The 20,959-nt window shown below is 73.9% G+C and carries 19 protein-coding genes; 11 read left to right on the top strand and 8 right to left on the bottom strand.

The window, feature by feature from the left end:
* Positions 1-9 precede the first annotated feature (9 nt).
* On the bottom strand, positions 10-828 hold the full coding sequence (locus tag RIU97_RS07610) for a methyltransferase domain-containing protein (RefSeq protein ID WP_404954437.1): 819 nt from the start codon (positions 826-828) through the stop codon (positions 10-12).
* Between the two features lie 190 nt (positions 829-1,018).
* Between RIU97_RS07610 and RIU97_RS07605 the strand changes: the two genes are divergently transcribed.
* The 4 genes from RIU97_RS07605 (at position 1,019) to RIU97_RS07590 (ending at position 4,574) form a co-directional block, all read left to right on the top strand.
* Positions 1,019-1,591: a TIGR03086 family metal-binding protein gene (locus RIU97_RS07605; protein ID WP_404954435.1), complete on the top strand. Its 573-nt coding sequence runs from the start codon at positions 1,019-1,021 to the stop codon at positions 1,589-1,591.
* Positions 1,592-1,706: 115 nt separating this feature from the next.
* Positions 1,707-2,933 (top strand): aminotransferase class I/II-fold pyridoxal phosphate-dependent enzyme, encoded by a 1,227-nt coding sequence (locus tag RIU97_RS07600; RefSeq protein WP_404954433.1) that lies wholly within the window; start codon positions 1,707-1,709, stop codon positions 2,931-2,933.
* Between the two features lie 49 nt (positions 2,934-2,982).
* Entirely contained in the window at positions 2,983-4,278 is a 1,296-nt protein-coding gene (locus RIU97_RS07595) for an MBL fold metallo-hydrolase (protein WP_404954431.1), read from the top strand.
* Positions 4,275-4,574, top strand: a complete 300-nt coding sequence (locus RIU97_RS07590; protein ID WP_404954429.1) for a hypothetical protein — start codon at positions 4,275-4,277, stop codon at positions 4,572-4,574. Before RIU97_RS07595 ends, RIU97_RS07590 begins: the two co-directional genes overlap by 4 nt.
* A 40-nt stretch (positions 4,575-4,614) precedes the next feature.
* On the opposite strand, the gene RIU97_RS07585 is transcribed toward RIU97_RS07590, so the two are convergent.
* The 3 genes from RIU97_RS07585 to RIU97_RS07575 form a co-directional block, all read right to left on the bottom strand.
* The gene (locus RIU97_RS07585) at positions 4,615-5,073 is read right to left on the bottom strand and encodes a MarR family winged helix-turn-helix transcriptional regulator (protein ID WP_404954427.1); all 459 of its coding nucleotides are present in this window, start codon (positions 5,071-5,073) and stop codon (positions 4,615-4,617) included.
* A 131-nt stretch (positions 5,074-5,204) separates the two neighbouring features.
* Positions 5,205-5,843 carry a DedA family protein gene (locus tag RIU97_RS07580; RefSeq protein ID WP_404954425.1) on the bottom strand — a complete coding sequence of 213 codons (639 nt, stop codon included), beginning with the start codon at positions 5,841-5,843 and terminating at the stop codon, positions 5,205-5,207.
* A complete protein-coding gene (locus tag RIU97_RS07575; protein WP_404962784.1) occupies positions 5,840-6,616 on the bottom strand; it encodes an MBL fold metallo-hydrolase in 777 nt (258 codons plus the stop codon). Before RIU97_RS07575 ends, RIU97_RS07580 begins: the two co-directional genes overlap by 4 nt.
* 119 nt (positions 6,617-6,735) lie before the next feature.
* Here RIU97_RS07575 and RIU97_RS07570 point away from each other — a divergent pair, with 119 nt between their 5' ends.
* The 6 genes from RIU97_RS07570 to RIU97_RS07545 all read left to right on the top strand — a co-directional run bounded on the left by RIU97_RS07570 (position 6,736) and on the right by RIU97_RS07545 (position 14,487).
* A complete protein-coding gene (locus RIU97_RS07570) occupies positions 6,736-7,140 on the top strand; it encodes a hypothetical protein (RefSeq protein ID WP_404954423.1) in 405 nt (134 codons plus the stop codon).
* A gap of 214 nt (positions 7,141-7,354) precedes the next feature.
* Positions 7,355-9,469, top strand: coding sequence for a phage holin family protein (locus RIU97_RS07565; protein ID WP_404954421.1), 2,115 nt, complete (start codon positions 7,355-7,357; stop codon positions 9,467-9,469).
* Positions 9,470-9,544: 75 nt separating this feature from the next.
* Positions 9,545-10,945, top strand: coding sequence for an amino acid permease (locus RIU97_RS07560; protein ID WP_404954419.1), 1,401 nt, complete (start codon positions 9,545-9,547; stop codon positions 10,943-10,945).
* Positions 10,946-10,987: 42 nt separating this feature from the next.
* A complete protein-coding gene (locus RIU97_RS07555; protein ID WP_404954417.1) occupies positions 10,988-11,437 on the top strand; it encodes an SRPBCC family protein in 450 nt (149 codons plus the stop codon).
* A 103-nt stretch (positions 11,438-11,540) separates the two neighbouring features.
* Positions 11,541-12,602 (top strand): ATP-binding protein, encoded by a 1,062-nt coding sequence (locus RIU97_RS07550; protein WP_404954415.1) that lies wholly within the window; start codon positions 11,541-11,543, stop codon positions 12,600-12,602.
* Positions 12,603-12,663: 61 nt separating this feature from the next.
* Positions 12,664-14,487, top strand: coding sequence for a DUF2201 family putative metallopeptidase (locus RIU97_RS07545; RefSeq protein ID WP_404954413.1), 1,824 nt, complete (start codon positions 12,664-12,666; stop codon positions 14,485-14,487).
* A gap of 4 nt (positions 14,488-14,491) precedes the next feature.
* Here RIU97_RS07545 and RIU97_RS07540 read toward each other — a convergent pair whose 3' ends face one another.
* Positions 14,492-16,075 carry an RNA polymerase sigma factor gene (locus RIU97_RS07540; protein WP_404954411.1) on the bottom strand — a complete coding sequence of 528 codons (1,584 nt, stop codon included), beginning with the start codon at positions 16,073-16,075 and terminating at the stop codon, positions 14,492-14,494.
* 214 nt (positions 16,076-16,289) lie between these two features.
* Positions 16,290-17,051, bottom strand: a complete 762-nt coding sequence (locus tag RIU97_RS07535) for a methyltransferase domain-containing protein (RefSeq protein WP_404954409.1) — start codon at positions 17,049-17,051, stop codon at positions 16,290-16,292.
* A 266-nt stretch (positions 17,052-17,317) separates the two neighbouring features.
* Between RIU97_RS07535 and RIU97_RS07530 the strand changes: the two genes are divergently transcribed.
* A complete protein-coding gene (locus RIU97_RS07530) occupies positions 17,318-18,163 on the top strand; it encodes a bifunctional 5,10-methylenetetrahydrofolate dehydrogenase/5,10-methenyltetrahydrofolate cyclohydrolase (RefSeq protein ID WP_404962783.1) in 846 nt (281 codons plus the stop codon).
* Positions 18,164-18,250: 87 nt separating this feature from the next.
* On the opposite strand, the gene RIU97_RS07525 is transcribed toward RIU97_RS07530, so the two are convergent.
* Together RIU97_RS07525 and RIU97_RS07520 are read right to left on the bottom strand one after the other, a co-directional pair.
* A complete protein-coding gene (locus tag RIU97_RS07525; protein WP_404954407.1) occupies positions 18,251-19,462 on the bottom strand; it encodes an MAB_1171c family putative transporter in 1,212 nt (403 codons plus the stop codon).
* On the bottom strand, positions 19,459-20,892 hold the full coding sequence (locus RIU97_RS07520; RefSeq protein ID WP_404954405.1) for an NAD(P)/FAD-dependent oxidoreductase: 1,434 nt from the start codon (positions 20,890-20,892) through the stop codon (positions 19,459-19,461). Before RIU97_RS07520 ends, RIU97_RS07525 begins: the two co-directional genes overlap by 4 nt.
* Positions 20,893-20,959 lie beyond the last annotated feature (67 nt).

Here is a 20,959-nt window from a genome sequence, read left to right as displayed (position 1 = left end):
CTACGGAGCTCAGGCCCGGCAGAGGATCTCGCCGTTCAGGACCGAGAACCAGGCGTCGGGGGCCGCGCCCCACACGCGCCAGGCCTCCGCGGCAGCGGCCAGGTCGGAGCCGGTCGCGTGGCCCCCGCCGGTGGCGATGGCGGCGTACGAGGAGGCCGTCGTACGGTCCGCCCACAGCGCCGACCACCACGCGGCCTCCTCCGGGGTGGCGAAGCACCAGGCCGTCGCCGACGAGGTCACGTCCGTGAAGCCGGCCTGCCGGGCCCACGCCCGCAGCCGGCGTCCCGCGTCCGGCTCGCCGCCGTTCGCGCGGGCGACGCGCCGGTACAGGCTCAGCCATTCGTCCAGGCCCGGCGTCGCCGGGCACCAGGTCATCGCCGCGTAGTCGGCGTCGCGCGCCGCCACGATCCCGCCCGGCCGGCACACCCGCCGCATCTCGCGCAGCGCCTGGACCGGGTCGCCCACGTGCTGCAGCACCTGGTGGGCGTGGACCACGTCGAAGGTGTCGTCCGGGAAGTCCAGCGCGTGGACGTCCGCCGTGCCGAACTCGATGCCGCTCACCCCGCGCTCCGCCGCGTGCGCCCGGGCCCGTTCGACCACGTCCTGTGCCGCGTCGACCGCGGTGACCCGGCCGCCCGGCGCGACCAGCTCCGCCAGGTCCGCGGTGATCGTGCCCGGGCCGCAGCCGACGTCCAGTACGGACATCCCCGGGCGCAGCTCGCCGATCAGGTACGCGGCGGAGTTCTCGGCGGTGCGCCAGCGGTGCGAGCGCAGGACGGACTCGTGGTGGCCGTGGGTGTAGACGGCGGTTTCCTTGGCGGGGTTCATGGCCGGACCCTCCTCGTCGAAGCGTTGGACCCACCGTAAGGGATCAGTTCGTCATTTGAGATCGACGTTTTGACATGTGGACACCAGCCTTGTGTGCCAAGGGGGTTGGGCAGGTCGGTGGCAGGGAAATGCAGGTGCGAGGAGAGTGGCTCCTGGGGGACGTGAGCCATGGCAGAGGACGGTGAGGGCCATGCCGGAGACGCTGCTCGAACAGCACGCCGAGGCGCTGCGGCTCTTCGGAGAACGGGTGCGGGCCGTCAAGGGCGACCAGTGGGACGCGCCGACCCCGTGCGCGGAATGGAACGTGCGGGAGTTGGTCAACCACGTCACCACCGAGCAGCTCTGGATCCCGCCGCTGGTCACCGAGGGCCGCACCGTCGAGGAGCTCGGCGACGCGTTCTCCGGCGACGTGCTGGGCGACGACCCGGTCGCGGCCTGGGACAGGGCCTCGGCCGCCGCGCACGCCGCCTTCGCCGCCTCCGGCGCGCTGGACCGGACCGTGCGGCTCTCGTACGGGCCCGCGCTCGGGTCGGCGTACTGCTCGGAGCTGACCGCCGACTGCGTCGTGCACACCTGGGACCTCTCCCGGGGCATCGGCGCCGACGACCGGCTGCCGGACGGCCTCGTCGAGTTCTCCGTCAAGGAGGTCATGCCGTACGCCGACGGGCTCGCGGCGAGCGGCATGTACGCGGCGCCGCTGGAGGTGCCGGCGGGTGCGAACGCCCAGACCAGGCTGCTCGGGCTGGTGGGGAGGAAGGGCTGACGCCCGGCGCCGGCAGCCAGGCAACGGGCGTACGGGGATAAATAATCGTATAAAGGTCAGGACCAGGGTCGGGGCCACCGGAGCGTGGCAGGACGAGGGTGGAAGGCGGCACACGGTGGCGGGGACGCAGCGCACGGCGACGGAGGGCCGCGGCCCGGTCCGGTACGGCCCGCCCGCGCCCCAGCCCGGCCTGCCCGTACTGCCCGAACTGGTCTCCGTCCTCGCCGCGGCCGCCGGGCGCGCCGCCCCCGAGCCCCCGGGCGGCGGGGCGGCCGTACGCGAGGCCGCCTGCCGGCACTGGGGGCGGCGCGGGCTCGCCACCTTCCCGGAGAACGTCGCCGCCGGACCCGGCGCCCCCGCACTGCTCCTCGCCCTGCTCGGGGCGTACGGGGGCGATGTGATGCTGCCCCGGCCCTGTCCCGCCTGGTGGACCCCGCAGGTCCGGCTGCTGGGACGGCGGGCCTACCACGTGCCGACCCCGGCCGAGTGCGGCGGCGTACCCGACCCCTACGCGCTGCTGGAGACCGTACGGCGGGTGCGCGCCGAGGGCGGCGACCCGCGGGTGCTGCTGCTGTCGGTCGCCGACGATCCGACCGCGACCGTGCCCCCGCCCGAGATGCTGCACGAGGCGTGCGAGGCCGCCGAGTCCGCCGGGCTGTTCGTCGTCAGCGACGAGAGCTGGCGCGACACCGTCCACCGGCCACACGACACCCTCGTCCTGAGCCCCGCCGAGATGCTCCCCGAACAGGCGGCCGTCCTCGTCGACCTGTCCGGCGCACTGCTGCCCGCCGGCTGGCCCGCCGCCGTGGTCCGCTTCCCCGGCACCGCGCGCGGGACCTGGCTGCGCGCCCGCACCCTCGACGTCCTCACCGCCACCGGCGCGCTGGTCGCCGGACCCGTGGCCGGCGCCGCCGCGCACGCCCTCGACGAACCCGACGCCGTCGCCGGACGCGCCTACGCGGCCGCCGCCCTGCACGGCGCTGTGGCCGCCGCCGCGCACCGCGAGCTCCTGGCGGCCGGGGCGCTGGCCCGGCCCCCGCAGGCCGGCCGGCACCTCTACGCCGACCTCACCCCGCTGCGCGCCGGACTCGCCCGGCACGGGGTCGGCGACGCCATGGAACTGGAGGACTGGCTCGGCGGCCGGCTCGGCGCGCCGACGCCCGGCGGGCAGCGCTTCGCGGACGAACTGGGCGCGTTGCGGGTCAGGCTGTCCACCGGGCCGCTGCTGGGCGCCACCCCGGAGGAGCGGCTGGCCGCGCTCACCGCCCGCGATCCGCTCGCGCTCCCGCACGTGCGGAGCTCCCTCGACCTGCTCGGATCGGTCCTGGCCGGGCTGGCCTGACCTCCGACACGCCCCTGTGAAACCCGACCCGGTGAACGGAGACTGCTCGATGAGGGACCGGACGGACGCCGCCCCCGCCGCCTCTGCCTCCGCCTCCGCGTCCACGGCGCCGGCCCGGCCCGCCGTCGGCCAGCGGCCCGCGCCCCGGCCGGAACCGGAACCGGAGCCGGAGCCGGAGCCGGAACCGGCATCGGAACCGGCATCGGAACCGGCACCCGCACCGCCGGCACCCGCACCGCCGGCACCCGCACCGCCGGAGCCCGAGAGCCGGTCCGCCCCGCGCCCGCTCGGCGAACACCGCCGGTGGCCCGGCTCCTTCGCGGACCGGCTGACCACCCCCCTCCCCGGCGTCCGCGCCTTCGCCCGGCTCGCCCGGGAGGGCGCCTTCCGGCCCCGCCCCGAAGGGCTGCACGGCATCCCCGACCTGCCGTACGAGCCCGCCCCACTGCCCGCCGCGCCCCCCGGCACGGTCTCCGTCACCTGGGCCGGGCACGCCAGCTGGGTGCTGCGGACCGGCGGGCTGACGGTGCTGACCGACCCCGTCTGGTCCCGGCGGATCCTCGGCACCCCGGCCCGGATGACCCCCGTCGGGGTGCGCTGGGAGGACCTCCCGCCGGTGGACGCGGTGGTGATCAGCCACAACCACTACGACCACCTCGACGCCCCCACGCTCAAGCGGCTGCCCCGGCACACGGCCCTCTTCGTCCCGGCCGGCCTCGCCGGCTGGTTCCGCCGCCGCGGCTTCACCCGGGTCACCGATCTCGACTGGTGGGAATCCGCCGAACTGGACGGCGTACGCTTCGAGTTCGTCCCCGCGCACCACTGGTCGAAGCGGTCCCTGATCGACACCTGCCGGTCGCTGTGGGGCGGCTGGATCCTCACCGACGCCCGGAGCCCGGCGCCGAGGAGGGTCTACTTCGCGGGCGACACCGGCTACGGCCACTGGTTCGGCGAGATCGGCCGCCGCCACCCCGGCATCGACCTCGCCCTCCTGCCGGTCGGCGCCTACGCCCCGCGCTGGTGGCTCGGCGACGTCCACGTCGACCCGGAGGAGGCCGTCCAGGCCTGCCTCGACCTCGGGGCCCTGCGGATGGCGCCCATGCACTGGGCCACCTTCGTGCTCTCCGCCGAACCGGTCATGGAACCCCTGCACCGCACCCGGGCCGCCTGGTCCCGGGCCGGGCTGCCCCGCGAGCACCTCTGGGACGTCCCGATCGGCGCCTCCCGCACGCTGCCCGGCCAGGAGGCCGCAGGAGATCGAGGGGCGGTCCGCGCATGCCCGGCCGTGGAGGGGGGATACGGATCCCGAAGCCATTGGGTATCGGGAGGGGACGAACCACGATGAAACGCGTTGTGTCACTGATCAGTTCCACGGCTCTGGGCATCGGCCTCGCGGTCGCGGGGGCCACCCCGGCCGCCGCCGATCCGTACGACTGCAGCACCTGGTACAAGTCCAGCACCACCGCCGCGGGAACGTGCACCAACGGAACCGGGGAGTTCCGCGTCTACACCCGGTGCGACCGGCCCCTCGCACGGGACTACACGGTGTACGACCCGACGTGGCGGCGCGTGGGCACCACGAGCACGGCGATCTGCCACAGCGGCGGCAAGCCGTACGGCGCGGGCATCCAGGTCCACTAGGAAGTGTCCTGCCGGTCAGGCCTGTTCCACAAGGCGCCCCCTAGTGGTGCCAGGCCTGGCCGTGCGTGTTGTGGATGAAGCGCTGCAGCACCTTGAGGGTGGTCAGGTACTCCTCGTCCGAGATGCCGGCGTGCCGCTCGGCCCACAGCTCCTTCTGCAGGGCCGCGGCCCTTTCGAAGAACTCCCGCCCCTCGGAGGTGATCCCGAGGAGCCCCTCGGCGTCCTGCGTGATCCAGCCCCGGGCGATGGCCGTGTCGATCTCCTCGGCCACCGTCGCCCCTCCCACGGCGAGATAGCCCTGCAGGGTCCCGGTCACCTCCTCGCGGGTCTTCGCCTCCGGGGCCTGGGCCACCTGGGCCAGGACCCACCACTGCGGCTGGGTGGTGCCGATCCCGGCGAGCGCGCCGCGGGTGCGGTTGACGACCGCGTCGTAGGCGGCCCAGCTCCAGTAGCCGATGGGCTGCTGGAGCAGTCCGGCGTCGTCGTGCGAGTACTCCATGGTGAATCCGCTCCGTTCGCTGTTCAAGCGCTGTTCAAGATCGCCCGTTGAGCAGGAGCCTAGGAACTCAAGTGCACTTGATGTCCAGAGCCTGGCGTCGGCGATTCCTTCGCCTCTCGGCGACCGCCGCCCTACGGCTCCTGCCGCCGGGCCCGCAGCCGGCGCCAGAGCGCCGGCCCCGCGCTGATCAGCAGGGTCAGGCCCACCGCCAGGGCCACGCCCTTCCACGGCTCCGAGAAGAGCGAGCCGCCCAGGATGCCGATCAGGCCGTACGTCGCCGCCCAGGCCAGGCAGGCCGGGGCGTCGCCGCGGGCGAAGCGGCGCAGCGGCATCTGCGCCAGCAGGCAGGCCAGCATCACCGGGATCCGGCCCGCCGGCACCAGCCGGGAGACCACCAGCACCATGACGCCGTGCTTGTCCAGCTTGGTCTGCGCCTGTTCCAGCCGCTCGGGCGTGGCCCGGCCGCGCAGCGCCGCCAGCCACCGCGAGCCGTTGCGCGACCGGACCCCGCGCTGCCCCAGCCAGTACAGCGCCAGGTCCCCGGTGAACGCGGCCAGCGCCGACACCGCGACCACCAGCAGCACCCCGAACGGCGGCGACTGGTGATGGAACGCCACCACCGCCGCCGAACTCACCAGCGCGCCCGTCGGGATCACCGGGACCAGCGCGCCCAACGCGACCAGCAGGAACAACGCCGGGTACCCCACCGCCTGCTGGGTGGTCTCCGGCGGCACCTGGCCGGCCGCCACCGTGAGTTCGCGCCAGGTCACGGCAGCCGCACCCGCTCGCCGTGCCCCGGTACCCGTACGGCCACCTTCGGTGCCAGCTGCCGGGCGCGCCGCTCGAACTCCTCGCCGGGCGCGTGGAATTCGTGCGGCCGCACCGCGTCCATCCCGACGGGCCAGTACGTCCCGTAGTGCACCGGCACCGCCGCCGCGGGCGCGAGCCGGGCCAGCGCCTGCGCCGCCCGCCCCGGGTCCAGGTGGCCCGGGCCCAGGTACGGGCCCCAGCCACCCACCGGCAGCAGGGCCACGTCCACCGGCCCGACCTCCTCGGCCATCGTGTCGAACAGCCCGGTGTCCCCGGCGAAGTAGGTCCGGGCCGCGCCCTGGACCACGTATCCGAGCGCCGGCGCGAGGTGCGGCCCGAACGGCAGCCGCCGCCCGTCGTGCCGCGCGCTGACCGCACGTACCCGTACGCCCTCCCGTACGGCGACCTCCTCGCCCGGCAGCAGCTCCGTCACCCGCAGCCCGCGCAGTCCGGCGGCCCGCGCCAGCCCCGGCACCGCCCGGCGCGCCCCGCGCGGCACCAGCAGCCGGGTGCCGGGCGCGAGCCGCTCCAGCGACGGCAGATGCAGATGGTCGGCGTGCAGGTGCGACACCAGCACCACGTCCGCCACCGCGGCCTCGGGCGGGGGCACCGCCCCGCGCCGCCGTCGCAGGTGCGCGAGCCGCCGTGCGAACAGCGGGTCCGTCAGCAGCCGGACCCCGGAGTCCTCGACGGTGCACGTGGCATGGCCCCACCAGGTGATCTCCACCGGCACCCGGCCCTCCCTCCCTCGCACCTCGTCCACGAGCCTAGATGCTGCCCCGGGGATCCGCCCGGAACCGGAAGTGCCGGGCCCCTCCTCTCCGGGGGCGGATCGGAGTAGGGTCCGGCGGCATGGAAGAGTTGCGCGTGGCCGCGATCGCCAGCCTGGCCCCGCTCGAGGACCTGGACGCCGACCCCTTCGCCGTGGACACCCGCGGCCAGCACGCCATGTGCGCGCGCTGGGCCGCCGACCGGGGCTACGTCGTCACGAAGCAGCTGCTCTTCTACGGGCTGCGTGCCGACCACTGCGGGCTCTGGTCCGACATCGACGCCGGGCAGGTCGACCTCTTCGTCGCCGCCAACCACCGCGTGCTGGCCCGCGCACTGCGCTCCGTCGAGGAGTTCACCGCCGAGTGCGAGCGGCGCGGCGTACGGCTGGAGACCGCCGGGGACGAGGAGCCGCAGTACACCTCCGCGATGAAGGCCGAGGTGCACCGCCGGCTGTCCATGCCGACCGCCGGCTACGACGGCACCTGACCGGCCCCCTGGCTGACCGGCCCCCTGGCTGACCGGTCCCTTGGCTGACCGGTCCCTTGGCTGACCGGCCCCCTGGCCGCGGCGGTCCCCGCCGCTCACCGGCCTCCGCCGGCCGGCCCCCTCCGCACTCCGGTGCGCCCTCCGTGTCACCCGGCCGGCGGGGCCCGGCTGTGCGAGCCTGGAAGCCGGGACGGGGCTCGCGGGAGGTGGCGGCGTGTGGCGGGGACGGTGGCGGACCACGGGCAGCGCCCTGGTGCGGGTGGTCCTCGTCTGGGCGGTGTCCACCCTCACCATGCTCGCCCTGGCCGGGATCCTGCCGGACTTCCGGCTCCAGTCCGACGACGGTGACAGCATCACGCAGATCGGGCTCACCGCCGCCTGGGGCGCGGGGGCCTTCGGCCTGCTGAGCGCGGTCGTCTGGCCGGTGCTCGTACGGGCCCTGCTGCTGGTGCCCGCCCTCGTCCTCGGGCTGCTCGTCTTCTTCCTGAACGGCTCGCTCCTGCTCATAGCGCTCAGCCTGATCCCCGCCTGGCGGGGCGAGGCGGCCCCCGAGACCGCGGTGGTCGTGGCCGCCGTGATGTCCGCGGTGGCGTCCGCGACCTCCACCGCACTCGCGGTGCGCGACGACGAGGCCTACCGGCGCCGCCTCTACCGGCTCGCCGACCGGCGCCGCCGCAGGCAGCGCCGGGCGGGCGCGCCCGGGGCCGGCGGGGCAGCGCCCGGCCTGGTCTTCCTCCAGCTCGACGGCGTCGGGTACGAGGTGCTGCGCGGCGCCTGCGGCAGCGGGCTGATGCCCACCGTCGCCGACTGGCTGGACCGCAGCCACCGGATCACGCCCTGGCGCACGGACTGGTCGAGCCAGACCGGCGCCAGCCAGCTCGGCATCCTGCACGGCTCCAACTTCGACGTGCCCGCCTTCCGCTGGTACGAGAAGGACACCGGCGAGGTGATGGTCTGCAACAGGCCCACCAGCGCGGCCGAGCTGCAGCGGCGGGCCGTCGCGCGCGCCGGGGACGGCGGACTGCTCACGCTCGACGGGGCCAGCCGGGGAAACCTGTTCAGCGGGGGCGCCGACCAACTGGCGCTCGTGCTCTCGGTCTCGGCCCGGCGGGGCCGGGCGAACCGGTCCCGCGCGGGCTACTTCGCGTACTTCTCCGATCCGGCCAACGCCGTCCGCACGGCCGTGTCCTTCGTCGCCGAGGTGGGCCGGGAGATCGTCCAGTCGCTGCGGGCGCGGATCCGCGGGGACCGGCCGCGGGTGGCGCGCGGCGGGCTGTACCCGCTGATCCGGGCCTTCGCGACCGTGGTCGAACGGGACGTGGTGGTCGCGGCGGTGATCGGCGACATGCTCGCCGGCCGCGCCGCGGTCTACGCCGACCTGGTCGCCTACGACGAGGTCGCGCACCACTCGGGCCCGCGCGGCCGGGACACCGACCGGGTGCTGGCGCGCCTCGACCGGAGCCTCGCGCTGATCGCCCGGGTCGCCGAGCACGCCCCGCGGGAGTACCGGATCGTGCTGCTCTCGGACCACGGCCAGAGCCCGGGCGAGACCTTCCTGAGCCGCTACGGACTGACCCTGAAGGACCTCGTCCGGGCGGGTTGCGGGCTGCCGGTCTCCCGCCGGGCCGGCCGCACCCGCAGCGGGGCCGAGGCCCGGGCGGCCGTGCTCGCGGCCCTGCACCGGCCGGTGGAAGAGGAGGAGGAGGCCCGTCCGGGGCCGGGCTCCGACCCGGTGGTGCTCGCGTCGGGCAACCTCGCCCTGATCTCCTTCCCGGACGTCCCCGGCCGGGCCTCGCGCGAGCGCGTCGAACGCGCGCACCCGGCCCTGCTGGCGACGCTGGCCAACCACCCGGGCGTGGGCTTCCTGCTGGTGGACGGGGTGGTGCTGGGCCCGGGCGGGGCGGTGGCCCGCCTCGACGTGCCCGGCGAGGCGGAGGAGCTGCTGTCCCCCTTCGGCCCCGGCGCGGCGCGGGCCGTCCGCCGGACCGATGCCTTCCCGCACGTGGCCGACGTCATGGTGAATTCGGCGTACGACCCGGACACGGGCGCGGTGCACGCCTTCGAGGAGCAGATCGGCTCGCACGGCGGGCTGGGCGGGGAGCAGGGGCACCCGTTCCTGATGTGGCCCACGGAGCTGTCGGACCCGGGGGAGGAGCCGGTGGGCGCGGAGGCGGTGCACTGCGTACTGAGGCGCTGGCTCCGGGAGGCGGACGGCCCGCAGGTCCCGCTCGGCCTGGGGCCTGAGCCGGCGGAAGATCCCCGGCCGGAAGCGGTCCACAGCGGAATCCTTCCTTCCGTCGAGGTGCCCGCACCGGACGAAACGCGCTGATTTGGTACCGCCCGCGCGGTGGCCGAGCATGTGTCGACCTGCCCAGCATGTGAGACACTCAGAGGCGCACCACCGATGACCAGCACCATCACCACCGCGGCCCCGGCTCCGGCCCCGGTTCCCGCCCCCGGGACCGCCGAGCCCCGCCCGCAGGGCGAGCGCCGCTTCGGCCTTCCCGTCGCGACCTGCCTGGTCATGGGCAACATCATCGGCGGCGGGATCTTCCTCCTGCCCGCCTCGGTGGCCCCCTTCGGCACCATCAGCCTCGTCGCCTTCGCCGTGCTCACCCTCGGCGCGATCGCCCTCGCCCTCGTCTTCGGCCGCCTCGCGAACCGGCACCCCCGGACCGGCGGCCCGTACGTCTACGCCCGCGCCGCCTTCGGCGACTTCGCCGGCTTCCTCGCCGCCTGGAGCTACTGGATCACCACCTGGGTCTCCAACGCCGCGCTCGCGGTGGCGGCCGTCGGCTACCTCGGCGTGCTCTTCCCCGCCGTCGGCGCGCACAAGTGGTCCATGTGCCTGGCCGCCCTCTGCGTGCAGTGGCTCCCGGCACTAGCCAACCTGGCCGGCACCCGGTACGTCGGCGCCGTCCAACTGGTCTCCACCGTGCTGAAGTTCGCCCCGCTGCTGCTCGTCGCCGTGGGCGGGCTGTTCTTCTTCGACCCCGCCAACCTGGGCCCCTTCCAGGCCACCGGCCAGAGCGCGGTCGGCGCCGTCTCCGCCTCCGCCGCGATCCTGCTCTTCAGCTACCTGGGCGTCGAGTCCGCCGCCGTCAGCGCGGGCGAGGTCCGTGACCCGGCCCTCAACGTCGGCCGGGCCACGATCCTCGGCACCGTCGGCGCCGCCACCGTCTACCTGCTCGGCACCCTCGCCGTCTTCGGCCTGGTCGCGCACGAGAAGCTGGTCTCCTCCGAGGCGCCCTTCAGTGACGCCGTCAACGCCATGTTCGGCGGCACGTGGGGCGGAACGGCCGTCGCCTGCGCCGCCGTGATCTCGATGGCGGGCGCGCTCAACGGCTGGACCCTCCTCAGCGCGCAGACCCCGTACGCCGCCGCGAAGGACGGACTCTTCCCCAAGGTCTTCGAGACGAAGAAGCGCGGCGTCCCCGTGGCCGGCGTCCTGGTCACGGTCGCCCTCGCCTCGGCGCTGACCGTCTACAACTACACGGTCGGCTCGCAGCGCGTCTTCGAGGTCCTGGTCCTCGTCACCACCTTCACCGCGACCGTTCCGTACCTGCTCTCCACCGCCGCGCAGATCTACTTCCTGGCTTCGGGCCGCTCCGAGCGGGTCCGGCCCGGCCGCCTGGTCCGCGACGCCGTCCTCGCCTGCCTGGCCTTCGCCTTCTCGATGTGGCTGGTCGCCGGCTCCGGTTACGCGGCCGTCTACCAGGGCGTGCTCTTCCTCTTCGCGGGCGTCCTCGTGTACGCCGTGATGGCGGCCCGCAGGCAGCGCGCCACCGATTCGCCCGCGGGGTAGTTTGGATGGAGGGGCCGGCCAGGGGGGCTCCAAGGGGTCGCCATGTCCGCGATCAGCAAGAGCATCGACATCGACCGCACGCCCGAGGACGTCTACTCCTACATCACGGACCCCACGCACCTGCCGGAATGGCAGGACAGCGCCGTGTCCGCCGTTCCCATGGGGGACCTCCCCGTCCACGTCGGTTCCCAGGTCCTCGTCACCCGGCAGATCGGCAGGCGGAGGATCCCCACGAGGATGGAGTACACGGCCATGGACCCGCCGCGGAGCTGGCACCTCCACGGCGTCGACGGGCCGGTCCGGCCGGACGTACGGGGCAGGATCGAACCCCTCGACGGCGGGGCCCGCTCGCGCGTCACCCTCTCCGTCGACTTCGAGGGACACGGTATGGGCAGGGCCCTCGTCCCCCTCGTGGTCAAGCCCATGGTCCGCAAGGAGATGCCCCGCGGCGAGGAGAAGCTGAAACACCTGCTGGAGCACTCCGCGCGCTGACCGCCACGGGGAGCGCCGGGCCCGAAAACCGGATGCCCGGGGGAGCGCGGTGTGCCCACACTGGGCGCACCACGCACCTGAACCCCCGAGGACATCCACGCCCGTGCAGGCTGCCGTCACCGTCACTCCCGCCCAGATCCCCGAACTGCTCCTCGGCCTCGCCACCGTCCGGCCGGTGTTCCTCTGGGGGGCGCCGGGCATCGGGAAGTCCTCGCTCGTACGGAAGTTCGCCGATTCGCTGGGCCTGGAGTGCGTCAGCCTGCTCGGCACCCAGCTCGCCCCCGAGGACCTGATCGGCGTACCGCAGATCCGAGACGGCCGCTCCGTCTTCTGCCCGCCCGAGTCCATCGCCCGCGACGAGCCGTACTGCCTCTTCCTCGACGAGCTCAACGCCGCGAGCCCCGACGTCCAGAAGGCCTTCTACTCGCTGATCCTCGACCGCCGGATCGGCTCCTACGAGCTGCCCGCCGGCTCCATCGTCATCGGCGCCGGCAACCGGGCCACGGACAACGCGCTCGCCCGGCCCATCGCCTCCGCGCTCGTCAACCGGCTGACACACGTCCACCTGCAGGCCTCGGCCGCCGACTGGCTCGTCTGGGCGGGGGAGAACGGCATCCACCCCTGGATCACCGATCACCTCACCGACCGCCCCGACCACCTCTGGGCGCAGCCGCCCAAGACCGAGGAGCCCTTCTCCACCCCGCGCTCCTGGCACATGCTCTCCGACGCCCTGCACTCCTTCGGGCCGGAGCTCGACGAGCAGACCCTGAAGGTGATCGCGCACGGCACCCTCACCCCCGCCCACGCCGTCTCCTTCTGCGGCTACGCCAAGATCGTCCGGCACACCTTCGGCATCGAGGCGATCATGAAGGGCGACGCCTCCTGGCCCACCCGCCCCGCCGACCGCGATCTCCTCTACTATCTCGCCGAGTCCTTCCGCGGCCGGCTGCTCAAGGAACTCCCCGCGCAGAAGGAACACGTCTCGCCCGCCGTGAGGCAGTCCGCGTACCGCTTCAAGTCGCTGCTCGTCCAGCTCGCCGAGATCTCCGTCGAGGTGGCCCAGACCGTCATCGCCGACGACGCCGACGGCCTGCCCGTGCTGCCCGCCTGGTTCCTGGTCGAGGCCGCCCGGGACATGCCCCGGCTGGTCGAGGCCCGCCGGTGAGCCGGCCCCGCCCGGCCGCGGGCGACCGGACCGCCCCGGCCCGCCGAAACGGGGCCGACGCGTGAGCCGGACCGGCCCGCGGGGCAAGAACGGCAAGGAGGCCAAGGCCGACCCCGCCACCCAGGCCTTCACCGAGGGCCTGACCCTGGTCAAGCGGAACCCGGCCCTCGGCGCGGTCGACGCCAAGATCTGCCGCCAGGCCGAGTGCCCGGTCAACCCGGTCGGGGGACTGGCCGTCGTTACCTCCAACGGCAGGATCCACGTCCACCCCACCCAGCGCGCCGAACCCGCGGAATGGGCCTGGACGATCGCCCACGCCCTGCTCCACCTCGGCTTCGGCCACGTACCCGCCGCCGCCGACCGGCACCGCCCCCAGCCCGACCGCTTCGACGTCGCCGCCCGCTGCGCCGTCGTCAACCGCTTCCTGCTGACCTTCCCCGTCGGCCGGGCACCCGACCACCTGCCCGCCGCGTACCCCGGCGGCGACGAGGAGCTGCTCGCCGCCCGCTGGCGCCGCGACGGCATCCCGGCCGCCTACGAGCGCTGCGGCACCTCCGGGGACCACCCCGACCAGGTCCTGGAGGCCTGGAACGCGGTGCAGAACACGCCGGTCCCCGACTGGGAGACCGCCTTCGCGCACGCCCTGACCCGCAGCGTCTCCGCCGCCATGGACGTCGCCGGCGGCCGCCGCGACCGGGTCACGGGAGAGCGGGTCCGCCAGCGCCCCTGGGACCGGGCGCTGAACTGGTTCGTCTCCTCGTACCCGCTGCTCGGCGGGCTGGCCGCCGGACTGACCGTCGTCGCGGACGCCGGACTGGCCCGTGACCGGAACATCTCCGTCGCCGCCGTCAGCGCCACCGCCGGGGAGATCTACATCAACCCGCTGCGCACCTTCGAGGACGAGGAATGGCGGTTCGTCCTCGCCCACGAGATGCTGCACGCCGCCCTGCGCCACGGCGAGCGCTGCGGCGCCCGCGACCCGTACCTGCACAACGTCGCCGCCGACTACGTGGTCAACGGCTGGCTCGTGGAGATGGGCGTCGGCACGATGCCCGAAGGGCTGCTCCACGACCCCGCGCTGCGGGACCTGTCCGTCGAGGAGGTCTACGACCGGATCACCACCGATCTGCGCCGCATGCGCCGCCTCGCCACCCTGCGCGGCAAGGGCCTCGGGGACATCCTGGGCGAGCCGCTGGCCCACCCGGGCAGCGGCCCGTACACGGACCTGGACGAGTTCTACCGGCGCGGCCTGGTCCAGGGCTTCGACCTGCACGGATACGGGGAGCGCGGGCTGCTGCCCGCGGGCCTCGTCGAGGAGATCCGGGCGCTCGCCCACCCGCCCGTCCCCTGGGACGCCCGCCTCGCCCGCTGGTTCGACGAGTACGTGCCGCGGCCGGAGGCCGTACGGTCCTACGCGCGCCCGGCGCGCCGCCAGGCCTCCACCCCGGACATCCCCCGAGCGGGCCGGTACTTCCCGCCGCAGGAGATCGCCCGCTGCACCTTCGGGGTGGTGCTCGACACCTCCGGGTCGATGGACACCGCCCTGCTCGGCAAGGCGCTGGGCGCCATCGCCTCGTACGCGGAAGCCCGCGACGTACCGGCGGCACGCGTCGTCTTCTGCGACGCGGCGCCGTACGACGCGGGCTATCTGCCGCCCGCCGAGATCGCGGGCCGTGTACGGGTGCGGGGGCGCGGCGGGACCGTGCTGCAGCCGGGCATCGACCTGCTGCAGCGGTCGGAGGACTTCCCGCCCGCGGCCCCGGTGCTGGTGATCACGGACGGGTGGTGCGACACCCTGCGGATCCGGCGCGAGCACGCCTATCTGGTTCCGCAGGGCGCTCCCCTGCCGTTCACCCCACGAGGGCCCGTCTTCCGACTGGCCTGACGGCTTAGTCGAGGTAGTCGCGCAGCACCTGCGAACGCGACGGGTGGCGCAGCTTCGACATGGTCTTGGACTCGATCTGGCGGATGCGCTCACGGGTGACCCCGTACACGCGGCCGATCTCGTCCAGGGTCTTCGGCTGGCCGTCGTTGAGGCCGTACCGCATGGAGACCACGCCCGCCTCGCGCTCCGAGAGCGTGCCCAGGATCGACTGGAGCTGCTCCTGGAGGAAGGTGAAGGAGACCGCGTCCGCGGGCACGACCGCCTCGGAGTCCTCGATGAGGTCACCGAACTCGCTGTCGCCCTCCTCACCCAGGGGGGTGTGCAGGGAGATCGGCTCGCGGCCGTACTTCTGGACCTCGATGACCTTCTCGGGGGTCATGTCGAGTTCCTTGCCCAGCTCCTCCGGGGTGGGCTCACGGCCCAGGTCCTGGAGCATCTGGCGCTGCACGCGGGCGAGCTTGTTGATGATCTCGACCATGTGCACGGGGATGCGGATGGTGCGCGACTGGTCGGCCATGGCACGCGTGATCGCCTGCCGGATCCACCAGGTCGCGTACGTGGAGAACTTGAAGCCCTTGGTGTAGTCGAACTTCTCCACGGCGCGGATCAGACCGACGTTGCCCTCCTGGATCAGGTCCAGGAAGAGCATGCCGCGGCCGGTGTAGCGCTTGGCGAGGGAGACCACGAGACGGAGGTTGGCCTCCAGCAGGTGGTTCTTCGCGCGGCGGCCGTCCTCGACGAGGATCTCCAGCTCGCGCTTGAAGGCGGGCTTGTGGTCCTCCTCCTCTTCGAGCTTGTACTCGGAGAAGAGACCCGCCTCGATGCGCTTGGCGAGCTCCACCTCCTGCTCGGCGTTGAGGAGCGGCACCTTGCCGATCAGCTTGAGGTAGTCCTTGACGGGGTCGGCGGTGGCGCCGGCCACCATGACCGTCTGCGCCGGGGCGTCGTCCTCGTCGTCGTCGGACAGGACGAAGCCCTGGGTGCCGCCGGCCTTGGGGGCCCCTTCCTCGGCCTCGTCGGCCAGGTCCTCGGCTGCCCAGTCCTCGCCCTCCGCCGCGGGGGTCTCGCCCTCGTCGGCGTCCTTGGCGCTGGTCTTCTTCGCCGCGGCGGTCTTCTTCACGGCGGTCTTCTTCACGGCGGTCTTCTTGACCGTGCGCTTCTTCGGCTCGGCGGCGGCCTCGGCCGACGCCTCGTCCGAAGTGGCGGCGGCCGGCGATGCGGATATCGCCGAGGCCGTGGCGGTGCTGGCGGCCGAGGTCTTGCGCGCGCCGATGGGGCGCGGCGTGGCGGCGGCCTTCTTGGCCACGGTACGGGCCGGGGCGGCGGCCGCCTTGCGGGGCTTCTTCGCGGCAGCCTTGGTGGCAGGGGCCGCACTGACGTGGAGGGCGACACCCTCCTCGTCCAGGACCTGGTTCAGGCTGCGCAGGACCCGCTTCCACTGGTCCACCGGGATGCGGCCGGCCTCGAAGGCCTGGCGCACATCGTCACCGTTGATGTGACCCTGCTCGCGGCCGCGCTCTACAAGCGCGACCAGGGCCTCGGATTCGGCGATCTCCGGAGGGAACGTACGGGACGGGCTGAGCGACACAAGGAGCCTCTCGTTGCGAACAGATAAGGGGTGGGCGGGACATCATCGCGCGAACTCGGGAAACAGACCCGAGGGGGGTCTGTATTCCGGGCCGCGCGAGGACACCTGTCGGTTCATCGCATGCCCGAGTCGATTCGTTACGCGCTGAATTGAGTGACCTGCGCCACGCTGTGGCCGCGCAACCCGATCCGGCGTGATTCCGTCCACCCTCCTTTCAGCCCTTTTTGCGGGCCTCGATGAGGAAGCGGGCGGTGTGCGCGACGAACGGTCCTTCGCGTTCGATCTGTTCGTGCAGCTCGCGCAACCGGTCCCGGAGCTGCCCGACCGTGAAGCCGGGCACCATCCAGATCACCTTCCTCAGAAAGTAGATCACGGCTCCGACGTCGTGGAACTCCGTGCGCAGGCGTTCGGAGCGCAGATCGACGACTTCGAGGCCGGCCCCGGCGGCCGCGGCGACCGCGTCGTCGGGGTGCCGGCCGCGCCGGACCTCCTCCGGCTGCGGGCCGAGGAAGAACTCGACGAGCTCGAAGACGCTCGCCGGACCGACCTGCTGCGAGAGGTAGGTGCCGCCCGGCGTCAGCACCCGCGCGATCTCCTCCCACCAGATGGTCACCGGGTGCCGGCTGGTCACCAGCTCGAAGGCCTCGTCGCCGAAGGGCAGCGGCGGCTCGTCCGAATCGGCGACCACCACCGCGCCCAGCGGGTGCAGCAGCCGGGTCGCCTTCTCGATGTTGGGCGGCCAGGACTCGGTGGCGGCCATCAGCGGGGGCAGGGGCCCGGACCCGGCGAGGACCTCGCCGCCGCCGGTCTGGACGTCCAGTGCCGACCGGACCCGGGACAGACGCTCGGCCAGCAGCCGCTGGTACCCCCAGGAGGGGCGCTGCTCGGTGGCCCGGCCGTCGAGCCACGAGAAGTCCCAGCCGTCCACGGAGACGGACTCGGCCTCGGCGACAAGATGGTCGAAAGTGCGCGTCATGTATCGATCGTCCCAGGTCGGGCGCCAGTCATCCACCGGATATGTCGACTACAGTGGACGCGGGCCGTGACTGGCGTTCGGGTGGATCACCACCGGGGAGCGGCCCGGCGTACCTGCGGCCTCCGGACCTGCGGATATCCGGACCTCCGGTACGTCGACTGCCGCGCGCCTGGGCGAACCGCGATCCGCAGCGACGTTCAGGAGACCCCGTGACGACTGCCCAGACTGCCCAGCCCGCCCGGGCCGCCGCCGAAACCGCTCGGCTGATGGACGGCACCGCCCTCGCCCGCCGCATCTCGGAGCAGACCGCCGCCTACGCGGCGAAGATCACCGAGCGCACCGGCACCGCGCCCTGCCTCGCGACCGTGCTGGTCGGCGAGGACCCCGCGTCCGTCACCTACGTGCGCATGAAGCAGAACCGCTGCGCCAAGGCCGGGATCACCTCGCGCCACGTCGAGCTGCCGGCCGGGACCACCACCGAGGAGCTGGTGGCCACCCTCACCGCGCTCTCCGAGGACCCCGAGATCAGCGGCATCCTGCTGCAGCACCCCGTCCCGCACCACATCGACGAGCGCGCCGCCTTCGAGGCCATCGCCCCGGGCAAGGACGTCGACGGGGTCACCATGCACTCCTTCGCCGCCATGGGCTTCGGGCTGCCGGGCTTCGTCTCCTGCACCCCCGGCGGGATCATGCGCCTGCTCGCCGCCTACGACGTGGACCTGACCGGCAAGCACGCCGTGGTCGTCGGCCGCAGCGCCATCCTGGGCAAGCCGGCCGGCATGCTGCTGCTGGAGCAGAACGCCACCGTCACCTACTGCCACTCCCGTACCCGGGACCTCCCGTCGATCGTGCGCCAGGCGGACGTGCTGGTCGCCGCCGTCGGCAAGGCCGAGTTCATCCGGGGCGAGGACATCAAGCCGGGCGCGGTGGTCCTGGACGCCGGGTACAACGAGGGCAACGTCGGCGACGTCCACTTCGAGTCCGCCGCCGCGCGCGCCTCGCTGATCACCCCGGTCCCGGGCGGTGTCGGCCCGATGACCATCGCCGTCCTGCTGGAGCAGACCGTCCGGGCGGCCGCCGCGCAGGCCGGTCTGGACCTCGCGGAGCTCTGACCGCGCCGCGCGTACGAGGACGTGGCCCCGGGCCCTCGGGTCCGGGGCCGTCCCGCTTCCCGGGGCGGGGACCCCCGGCGGCGGCCCCTATGCCCGTACGGCGGCGGCCCGGGCGGCGGCGACGATGGGGGAGGCGCGGAACTCGCGTGCCAGGGCGGTCAGGGGCTGGCCGGACAGCCGGGGCGGTACGGAGCCGGTGTCCGTTCCGGCGGTGACGGCATCCGCTTCGATGGCAGTGGCAGTGGCAGTGGCAGCGGTGGCGGCCGCGGTCCTGCGGCCGCACGCCGCGGCGAGCATGGCGGCGTCGGCGACGACCTCGGCCCGGGCCTCGCTCATGCCCTGCCCGCGCGCGGCCTCGTACGCCGCCCGGCGCACGGCCGGGTCGAACCAGCGGGTGAGGGCCAGGATCCCGTCGTCGATGACGGACTCGCGGTGGATCAGCCGGATCCCGACCGGTGACCACCAGGTGAGCGGAACCGTCCGCACACTGGACGCGGCGAAGCCCCGCAGGGCCTTCCACAGCGGGTGCAGCCCCCGGTACTCGCTGAAGTCCCGCCAGGTCGCCGACCCGCCGATCAGCGGCACGATGAAGCCGGTCGCCACCATCAGGGCCGCCCCCGCGGCCAGCGGCGGCGCCGCGTCCGTGGACAGGCCGTCCCAGTCGCGGCCGCTCCAGCGGGCGCCCAGCGCGGTCCACTTGGCGACGAGGTAGCCGAGGTCCAGCAGCCCGCCGGTCATGATCAGGGCCAGCCCGGTGCGCAGCGGCCGCAGGGAGGGGTGGGTGCGGCGCAGCCACCGCCCGGTCAGCACGGTCAGTGCCGAGCTGCCGACGGTGTGCGCCAGCAGGTAGCAGACGATCATCTCCCGGATCCACGGGGTGTCGGCGTAGTACGTGTCCAGGTCCCGCAGGCGCTCCACGGGCGCCTCGCCCATCGCGAAGAGGACGACGATCGCCACCGTGACCCCGCCGTACACGGCCACCGTCAGCCGGGTGGCCCGGCGCACCACGGCCGGCGGGCCGCCGCCCCACTGCAGGACCAGCACGACGCACGACCCGGAGAACGCGGTGATCAGGCCGAACACCAGCGGGGCCGAGAAGTTGGCCACCCCGGTGAAGCGGTTGACGGCCGCGATCGTCGGCGGCGCCGCCAGGATCAGGACGAGGCAGCCCATGACCAGCAGTGCGCAGACGGCCCGCATCGGCGGCTGGTCCCACCTCCGGCGCAGGGTGGGCGCTTTGACCAGCAGGATCAGGACCAGGAGCGCCCCGGGCACGTAGAGGATCAGGCCGCTCTTCACCGGGGCCGGCCGACGGGGTCGGCCGGATCCGCCCGCTGGTCGAGCCCGGCGACCGTCCGTTCGGCGGCGGTCAGCGGCGGCGCCTTCAGCGCGCCGCGGTCGGAGGCGCGCAGGACGTTCCAGACCACCGACGGCTTGAGCCAGTGCGCGGGCGTGCTGCTCATGGTGATGACCCGGAGGAAGGCTGCGGTCAGCTCCTGCTGGGTGGTGGCCCCCGTCATCAGCCGGCTGACGTACGCGTTGAGCAGCCCGGCCCCGGTCCGCGGCTTCATGCCGGTGGCGCCGGGGTAGAGGATGTCCTGCGAGGTGGCGAGGTCCCAGGCGGTGGCCACCTGCGGGGCGATCGCGCGCTGCGCCTCGCGCCCGAAGGCCGGGTGGGCGAGCCCCTGGGCCCGGAGCAGGGCGCGTACGGCCAGCAGCCCCTGGGCCGCGACGGTCATGCCCTGCCCGTACAGCGGGTTGAAGGTGGCGACCGAGTCGCCGACGGCGAAGAAGCCGTCGGGCAGCTCGACCTTCTCGAAGAAGATCCGCCGGTTCGCGGTGCCTTTGGTGACGGCCACGTCCGTGAGGGGCTTGCGGCCCTCCAGGAGCTCGCCGACGATCGGGTCCCGGACGCCCTTGGCGAACGGGATGAACTCGTCGGGGTCGCCGGTCGGCTGGCCGCCGCGGGTGCCGGAGAGGGTGGCCTGCCACTGGCCGTTCTCGATGGGCACGATGGTGGCCGTCCGGCCCGGTACGGGCACGCGGGGGTCGGACTGCACGTTGACTATCGGGAAGCCCGAATCGTGGGCTCCGGGGGGCGCCTCGAAGATGCGGGTCGCGTAGACCAGGCCGGAGTCGACCTCGGCCTGCCGGATGCCGCCGACGCCGAGCTCCTGCAGCCAGGTGCGGGCGCGCGAGCCGCGCCCGCTCGCGTCGACGACGAGGTCGGCGGGCACGAATCTGCCCTCCTCCTCCGGGGTGTCGACGCGGACGCCGGTGATCCGGGCAGCCGTGCCCTCCAGGCCGCGGACGCGGCTCTGCTGCAGCGTGGAGACCCCTTCCAGGGCGGTCACCCGGGCGCGGACGACCGAGTCGAGGAGGTCGCGGCTGCAGGAGATGTTGAACTGCATCTCCGCGCAGCGCGGGAGCCAGCCCTCGGCGGTCTTGGTGACCAGGTCGGTGGGCAGGCTGCGGCGGATCGCTCCCGCCGCCGTCCAGTCCTCGGTGATGCCGGGCAGGATGTCCTCGATCGCGCGCGCCCCGCCGGACCACATGACGTGGACGTGCCGGGCCTGGGGCAGTCCGCGGCGCGGCGCCGGGCTCTCCGGGAGGGTGTCCGCGTCGATGATCGTGACCGTGGCGTGCTCGGCCAGGACGGCGGCCGCGAGCAGGCCGGCCAGACTGCCGCCGATGACGACGGCGTGGCGGGGCGGGGAAGGCTGGGTCATCGTGTCGTGCTCTCTGTCAGGGCCGTGCTGAGGGCATCGGCGCAGGGGGTGCGGCGGGGGCGGCGTG

Source organism: Streptomyces sp. 147326 (assembly GCF_045000215.1).
Lineage (GTDB): Bacteria > Actinomycetota > Actinomycetes > Streptomycetales > Streptomycetaceae > Streptomyces.
The sequence above is the reverse complement of the archived record's forward strand: the minus strand, read 5'-3'. Positions and strand labels throughout refer to the sequence as shown.

Bases quoted from the DNA above. Each gene is read 5' to 3' on its own strand.
- RIU97_RS07555 (WP_404954417.1), top strand. From the start codon at position 10,988: ATGTCCGCGATCAGCAAGAGCATCGACATCGACCGCACGCCCGAGGAC.
- RIU97_RS07530 (WP_404962783.1), top strand. From the start codon at position 17,318: ATGGACGGCACCGCCCTCGCCCGCCGCATCTCGGAGCAGACCGCCGCC.
- RIU97_RS07610 (WP_404954437.1), bottom strand. From the start codon at position 828: ATGAACCCCGCCAAGGAAACCGCCGTCTACACCCACGGCCACCACGAG.
- RIU97_RS07535 (WP_404954409.1), bottom strand. From the start codon at position 17,051: ATGACGCGCACTTTCGACCATCTTGTCGCCGAGGCCGAGTCCGTCTCC.
- RIU97_RS07595 (WP_404954431.1), top strand. From the start codon at position 2,983: ATGAGGGACCGGACGGACGCCGCCCCCGCCGCCTCTGCCTCCGCCTCC.
- RIU97_RS07605 (WP_404954435.1), top strand. From the start codon at position 1,019: ATGCCGGAGACGCTGCTCGAACAGCACGCCGAGGCGCTGCGGCTCTTC.
- RIU97_RS07560 (WP_404954419.1), top strand. From the start codon at position 9,545: ATGACCAGCACCATCACCACCGCGGCCCCGGCTCCGGCCCCGGTTCCC.
- RIU97_RS07585 (WP_404954427.1), bottom strand. From the start codon at position 5,073: ATGGAGTACTCGCACGACGACGCCGGACTGCTCCAGCAGCCCATCGGC.
- RIU97_RS07520 (WP_404954405.1), bottom strand. From the start codon at position 20,892: ATGACCCAGCCTTCCCCGCCCCGCCACGCCGTCGTCATCGGCGGCAGT.
- RIU97_RS07570 (WP_404954423.1), top strand. From the start codon at position 6,736: ATGGAAGAGTTGCGCGTGGCCGCGATCGCCAGCCTGGCCCCGCTCGAG.
- RIU97_RS07590 (WP_404954429.1), top strand. From the start codon at position 4,275: ATGAAACGCGTTGTGTCACTGATCAGTTCCACGGCTCTGGGCATCGGC.